The 6,095-nt window shown below is 71.5% G+C and carries 7 protein-coding genes; 5 read left to right on the forward strand and 2 right to left on the reverse strand.

The window, feature by feature from the left end:
* Positions 1–429 (forward strand): AAA family ATPase (locus ACFVIM_RS31705; RefSeq protein WP_384308781.1); only part of this gene is annotated, 429 nt, incomplete at its 5' end.
* On the forward strand, positions 426–1,283 hold the full coding sequence (locus tag ACFVIM_RS31710; RefSeq protein ID WP_384308784.1) for an ECF transporter S component: 858 nt from the start codon (positions 426–428) through the stop codon (positions 1,281–1,283). The genes ACFVIM_RS31705 and ACFVIM_RS31710, both read left to right, overlap by 4 nt.
* Before the next feature lie 24 nt (positions 1,284–1,307).
* Here ACFVIM_RS31710 and ACFVIM_RS31715 read toward each other — a convergent pair whose 3' ends face one another.
* On the reverse strand, positions 1,308–2,492 hold the full coding sequence (locus tag ACFVIM_RS31715) for a steroid 3-ketoacyl-CoA thiolase (protein WP_384308787.1): 1,185 nt from the start codon (positions 2,490–2,492) through the stop codon (positions 1,308–1,310).
* Between the two features lie 268 nt (positions 2,493–2,760).
* Here ACFVIM_RS31715 and ACFVIM_RS31720 point away from each other — a divergent pair, with 268 nt between their 5' ends.
* Complete coding sequence (locus tag ACFVIM_RS31720) at positions 2,761–4,050, forward strand: cytochrome P450 (RefSeq protein WP_384308797.1); 1,290 nt, start codon at positions 2,761–2,763, stop codon at positions 4,048–4,050.
* A 113-nt stretch (positions 4,051–4,163) separates the two neighbouring features.
* On the opposite strand, the gene ACFVIM_RS31725 is transcribed toward ACFVIM_RS31720, so the two are convergent.
* Positions 4,164–4,418: a hypothetical protein gene (locus ACFVIM_RS31725; RefSeq protein WP_384308790.1), complete on the reverse strand. Its 255-nt coding sequence runs from the start codon at positions 4,416–4,418 to the stop codon at positions 4,164–4,166.
* 439 nt (positions 4,419–4,857) lie between these two features.
* On the opposite strand from ACFVIM_RS31725, the gene ACFVIM_RS31730 reads away from it, so the two are divergent.
* Positions 4,858–5,406 (forward strand): DUF1062 domain-containing protein, encoded by a 549-nt coding sequence (locus ACFVIM_RS31730; protein ID WP_384308793.1) that lies wholly within the window; start codon positions 4,858–4,860, stop codon positions 5,404–5,406.
* An 80-nt stretch (positions 5,407–5,486) separates the two neighbouring features.
* Positions 5,487–6,071 carry a DUF6461 domain-containing protein gene (locus ACFVIM_RS31735; RefSeq protein WP_384308795.1) on the forward strand — a complete coding sequence of 195 codons (585 nt, stop codon included), beginning with the start codon at positions 5,487–5,489 and terminating at the stop codon, positions 6,069–6,071.
* Positions 6,072–6,095: the final 24 nt, after the last annotated feature.

The following is a 6,095-nucleotide window of genomic DNA, read 5'->3' on the forward strand; positions in this document are numbered from 1 at the left end:
CTGCTGGACCGGCTCCTCCCCGGGGTGGAAGACGACGTCCACCCGCGCGATCTCTCCGAGGGCCAGCGGCTCGCGCTCGCGCTGGCGCTGGTCCTCACCGCCCGCCCGCCCCTGCTGCTCCTGGACGAGCCGACCCGGGGCCTGGACTACGCCGCCAAGGCCCGGCTGGTCACGAATCTGGCGGAGCTGGCGGCCGAGGGCCACACCATCGTGCTGGCCACCCACGATGTGGAGCTGGCCGCCGAACTCGCCGACCGGGTGGTGATCCTCGCCGACGGCGAGATCGTCGCGGACGGTCCCACGGCGGAGGTCGTGGTCTCCTCGCCCGCCTTCGCGCCCCAGGTCGCCAAGGTGCTCGCGCCCCGGCCCTGGCTGACGGTGAACCAGGTGGCGCGGGTGCTGGCGACATCCGGGGAGGGCACGCGATGACCCCCGTACCCCTCGCGCCACGCTCCCTGATCGCCCTCGCCCTGACCTCGGCGATCGGCGTCGTCGCCTTCGGCTGGCCGCTGCTCGCCGACAGCGCCTCGACCCTCCACGCGCACTCGGCCGACGCGCCCTGGCTCTTCGCCGCGCTGCTGCCGCTGCTGGTCGCCGTCACGGTGGCGACGATCGCCGACAACGGCGTGGACGCGAAGGCCGTCGCCATGCTCGGTGTGCTGGCCGCCGTGGGGGCGGCGCTGCGGCCACTGGGCGCGGGCACGGCCGGTCTGGAGCCGATGTTCTTCCTGATGGTGCTCAGCGGACGGGTCCTGGGGCCGGGGTTCGGGTTCGTGCTCGGCGCGGTGACGATGTTCGCGTCGGCGCTGCTGACGGGTGGGGTGGGACCCTGGCTGCCGTTCCAGATGCTGGCGATGGCCTGGTTCACCATGGGCGCGGGGCTGCTCCCGGGACGGGCCTCGCTCCGCGGCCGGGTGGAGCTGCTCACTCTGGCGGTGTACGGGGCCCTGGCCTCCGTGGCGTACGGCACCCTGATGAACCTCCAGGGCTGGACCTATCTCCAGGGCGTCTCCTCCAACCTCTCCTTCCACCCGGGCGACCCGCTCCAGGAGAACCTCGTCCGGTTCGTGGCCTACTGCGCGGCGACCTCGCTCGGCTGGGACCTGGGCCGGGCGGGCCTGACGGTCGTCCTCACCCTCACCCTGGGCACCGCCGTCCTGCGCGCCCTGCGCCGCGCGACGCGCCGCGCGGCGTTCGAGGCGGAGGTCGCCTTCACCCCCGCGCCCGGCCCGCGCGCGGGTGAGGAGCCCCCCAGGGGTTCCGTCGGCCACGACGGCCGGTAGGAGACCGTCCCCGCGCGGGGCGGGCTACAGGCGTTGCAGGATCGTCGCTGTCGCCAGCCCGCCCCCCGCGCACATCGTCACCAGCGCGATCTCCCCCTCCCCGCGCTCCAGCTCATGCAGCGCGGTCGTCAGCAGCCGCGCGCCCGTCGCCCCCACGGGATGCCCGAGCGCGATGGCGCCCCCGTTGACGTTCACCTTCTCCATACCGCCGCTCCCGAGATCGTCCTCGAAGACACGCGCCCAGCTGAGCACGACGGACGCGAACGCCTCGTTGATCTCGATGACGTCGATGTCCTTCAGCGTCATCCCGGCCTTCCCCAGCACGGCCCGGGTGGCGTCGATCGGCCCGTCCAGATGGAAGTGCGGATCGCATCCCACCAGCGCCTGGGCGATGATCCGGGCCCGGGGCCGCAGCTTCAGCGCCCGCGCCATCCGCTTGGAGGACCAGAGCAGCGCGGCGGCGCCGTCGGAGATCTGGGAGGAGTTCCCGGCCGTGTGGACGGCGGTGGGCATCACGGGCTTGAGGGTGGCGAGCGCCTCCCTGGTGGTGTCGCGCAGGCCCTCGTCCCGGTCGACGAGCCGCCACATGCCCTGGCCTGCGGCTTGTTCCTCCTCGGTGGTGGGCACCTGGACGCCGAAGGTCTCCCGCTTGAACCGTTCCTCCGCCCATGCGGCGGCGGCCCGCCGCTGGGAGCGCTGGCCGAAGGCGTCGACATCCTCACGGGTGAGGCCCCGGTGGCGGGCGATGCGTTCGGCGGCCTCGAACTGGTTGGGGAGGTCGATGTTCCACTCGTCGGGCAGAGGCTTGCCGGGACCGTGTTTGGAGCCGCTGCCGAGGGGGACGCGGGTCATGGACTCGACACCGCAGCTGACACCGATGTCGATGACTCCGCTGGAGATCATGTTGGCGACCATGTGGGACGCCTGCTGCGAGGAGCCGCACTGGGCGTCGACGGTGGTGGCGGCGGTCTCGTACGGCAGTCCCATGGCGAGCCAGGCGGTGCGCGCGGGGTTCATGGACTGCTCCCCGGCGTGGGTGACCGTGCCGCTGACGATCTGTTCGACGCAGTCGGGCTGGATACCGGTGCGGGCGAGGAGTTCTCGGTAGGTCTCGCCCAGGAGGTAGGCGGGGTGGAGGGTGGCGAGCGCCCCTCCGCGCTTACCGATGGGGGTCCGTACGGCTTCGACGATGACGGGTTCCGCGGCCATGGGGATTCCTCTCCTGTTCCGCGCGGGCGTCCTCTTCCACGCGGGCGTCCCGGCGTCCCTGCCCGCCAGAACTAGTACGCGTTCTAGTTCTCCGGCCAGTCTTATGAGAGGGAACGCCGGTGCGCAAGGCTGTTGCAGGCCGTTCACCGGGGGCGCGCACCACAGAACTTCACGCCATGGCCCTTGCCTCTTCTGGAACTCGTTACTAGCTTTCCGAGCAATTCTGATGGTCCGTCAGAGGAGAGGTGTCGACACCGTGGAGCCACCACTGTCCTGCCCCCACCTGACCGGGGGGTCCGGCCACCGTCCCGAGGCGTCCGGTCTCCTTCCCCGGGGCCTGGACTTCACCGATCCGGACCTGCTGAGCGAGCGGGTGCCGCTGCCCGAGTTCGCGCTGGCGAGAAGCGTGGCGCCGGTCACCTGGATCCCCCAGGCCCCCAACGCGGCGGGCTTCGGGGACGAGGGGTACTGGGCGGTGACACGGCACGCGGACGTCAAGTACGTCTCCACCCACCCCGAGCTGTTCTCCTCCTGGACCCATACCGCCGTCATCCGCTTCAACGACCGCATCACACGCGACCAGGTGGAGCTCCAGCGGCTGATCATGCTCAACATGGACCCGCCGGAACACACCCGGGTCCGCCAGATCGTCCAGCGCGGCTTCACCCCGCGCGCGGTCACCTCCCTCCGCCGGACCCTGGACGAGCGCGCCCGCCGGATCGTGGCCGAGGCGTCGGCGCTCGCCACGGCGAGCGGCGGCTCGTTCGACTTCGTCCGCACCATCGCCGTGGAACTCCCCCTCCAGGCCATCGCCGAACTGATCGGCGTCCCCCAGGAGGACCGGGCGCGGATGTTCGCCTGGTCCAACACGATGGCCTCCTACGACGACCCGGAGTTCGCCGTCACGGAGGAGGCGGGCGTCGAGGCGACGATGGAGTTCATGGCGTACTCCATGAACCTGGCGGCGGCCCGCAAGGAGCGTCCGGCCGCCGATATCGTCACCCAGCTGGTGGCGGCGGAGGGCGCGGGCAACCTCTCCAACGACGAGTTCGGGTTCTTTGTGATCCTGCTGGCCGTGGCGGGCAACGAGACCACCCGTAACGCCATCACCCACGGTATGCACGCCTTCCTCACCCACCCCGACCAGTGGGAACTCTTCAAGAGGGACCGCGCGTCGACGGCGGCCGAGGAGATCGTCCGCTGGTCCTCGCCGATCGTCTCGTTCCAGCGGACCGCCACCGAGGATCTGGTCCTCGGCGGCCAGGAGATCCGTACCGGCGACCGCGTGGGCCTCTTCTACTCCTCCGCCAACCACGACCCGGAGGTCTTCGACTCGCCCGGGACCTTCGACATCACCCGCGACCCCAACCCCCATCTCGGCTTCGGCGGCGGAGGCCCGCACTTCTGCCTCGGCAAGTCCCTGGCGGTGATGGAGATCGACCTGATGTTCAACGCCATCGCCGACACTCTGCCCCACCTCCGGCTGGCGGGCGACCCGCGCCGACTGCGCTCGGCGTGGCTGAACGGAGTGAAGGAACTCCAGGTGACCGTCGGCTGACCCGGGCGGGGGCGACGGGGGCCGGCACCGGGGCCAGGGCTCAGCACCCGGGCGGCGGCCGGCACCCCCGCGGGGCCCGGCACACCGCGTTCAGCGGCCCGGCTCCGCGTCCGTCATCGCGCCTTGTCCATCTCGACATGCCCGCAGCCGGAGCATGTCCACCGGCACCCGTCCGGTTCCCGCCACAGGGTGCCCCGGCACTCGCGGCAGCCATCCGTGGCGATGCCCTGCGGCCCCATCGGAGGGGGATCGGTCGTCTGGGCCGCGTAGCGCGCGAGTCGGGCCTTCTCCAGCTCATTCGGCGTGTCGGCCATGCGTACCAGGTCAGCGGCCCGGGACGCCGGGTCCCGGGAGCGGTCGTGGTTCATCGCGGCTCACATTATCGGCCGGTCCGATGACAACGGCCGGGCCAGCGGCACGTCCACTCAATGGTGTGTCCCACGGGACTGCTGGGAACCGAGAGCGGTGTCGAGCAGGGCGACCACCTCCCGGCGCCCACCCGCCACGGCCCACTCACGCGGCGTCCACCCGGCCCCCGCCTCTTTCCCGGAGCCCGGGATCCGCGCCACCCTCCAGCAACGCCCGGACGGTCTCGGTACGCCCCGCGCTCCCGGTCACCGCGACGCGCGAAAACCAGTGGAGCGCCACCGCCACGCGCCCGTACCGTCTCCCCGAGCCCTGCCGTCGAGCCAAGGACACACCCTTGTACCAGCTGTGAGACCTCCCAAGCGCTGATCTGTCGCGCGTCGCACCTGTGCGCCGCGCTCTTTTTTGCTGCGGATTTCTCACGGGAACCGGTGTTCTTCTGTGCTCTCCACCTGGGTCGTCATGCCCACCTGCCTGCCGCTCGTCCGCCGCCGCTGCCTCGACTGCGTGTCCGAACGCTTCCAGGCGAACGGCAAGTTCCGCGTCAACGCCCACCACAAGCTCCTCGACATCTGGCTCCTGGTGCTCTGCACCGGCTGCGGACAGACGGCGAAGCTCACGGTCCTGGAGCGGGTGAACGTACGCTCCCTCCACCCCGAGCTGCTGGACCGGCTGCACGCCAACGATCTGGGCCTCGCGGCCGAACTACTCCAGGATCCGGCCGTACTGCGGCGCAACCGCGTCGCCCTCGACTGGGACGGCGCCTGGCGTCTGGACACCGGCGGACCGGATCACCGGGACCGCGAGGTGGCCGATGTCTCGGTCCGCTTCACGGCCCGGATCCCGGTCCGGCCGCTCCGGCTGATCGCCGAGGGCTTCGGCCTGTCCCGGGCCGAGACCGGGCGCCTGCGCACCGCCGGGAAGCTCGTCTCGGCGGTCCGGCTGGACGGCAGGCTCTCCGGCGACTTCACCTTCACGCTGAAGCGCTGAGCCCGTCAACGGGGCCCGCCCGCACCAAGGGCGGGCCTCCTCCGCACGGGGGTGTCAGTGGGGCATGCCAGGATCCACGCATGTCGAACACCGGTATGGCCCGTGGCCTGGACTTCTTCCGTGCGGATGTCCCCATCTACACGCTGACCTTCGCCAAGGGCCTGTCTCCCGTCGAACTGCTGACCCGCATGGGGGTGGATCCGGAGACGCTGGCGCTCCACGACCCCCTGTCCTGGGAGGACGAGTTCGGGGACGCCTCGCTCGATGAGGACGAACCGGTGGTCACGACGGGCGTGGACGGCGCGTGGGCCTGGGCCTGGGAGCAGGGGGGCCGCCATGGACTGGACAAGGACGTCCTGTCCCGGGTGTCGCGCGGCACGGAGGCCGTCGCACTCCACCACAACGAGAAGCCGATGGACTGGTTCACGTACGCGGTCGACGGCGGCATCGTCGTCGACTTCCACACGCTCCAGCCGGTCGGACCGACGGGCCTCGACCCCCGGCGCCTCGATCAGTTCATGCGTCCCCTCGGCCTGATCGCCGGAGAGCCTGCTCCGCCGCACGGCGTCCTGGCCCTCGCGGAGGACGCCTTCGGGCTGCGGGTGACACCGGCCGAGGGTGACGAGGAACGCTGGAGCGGCGGCCTGCTGCCGCTCCCGGTCTGATGACCGTGGCCCCCGCTGTCGCGG

The sequence above is a fragment of the Streptomyces sp. NPDC057638 genome (assembly GCF_042800315.1).
Lineage (GTDB): Bacteria > Actinomycetota > Actinomycetes > Streptomycetales > Streptomycetaceae > Streptomyces.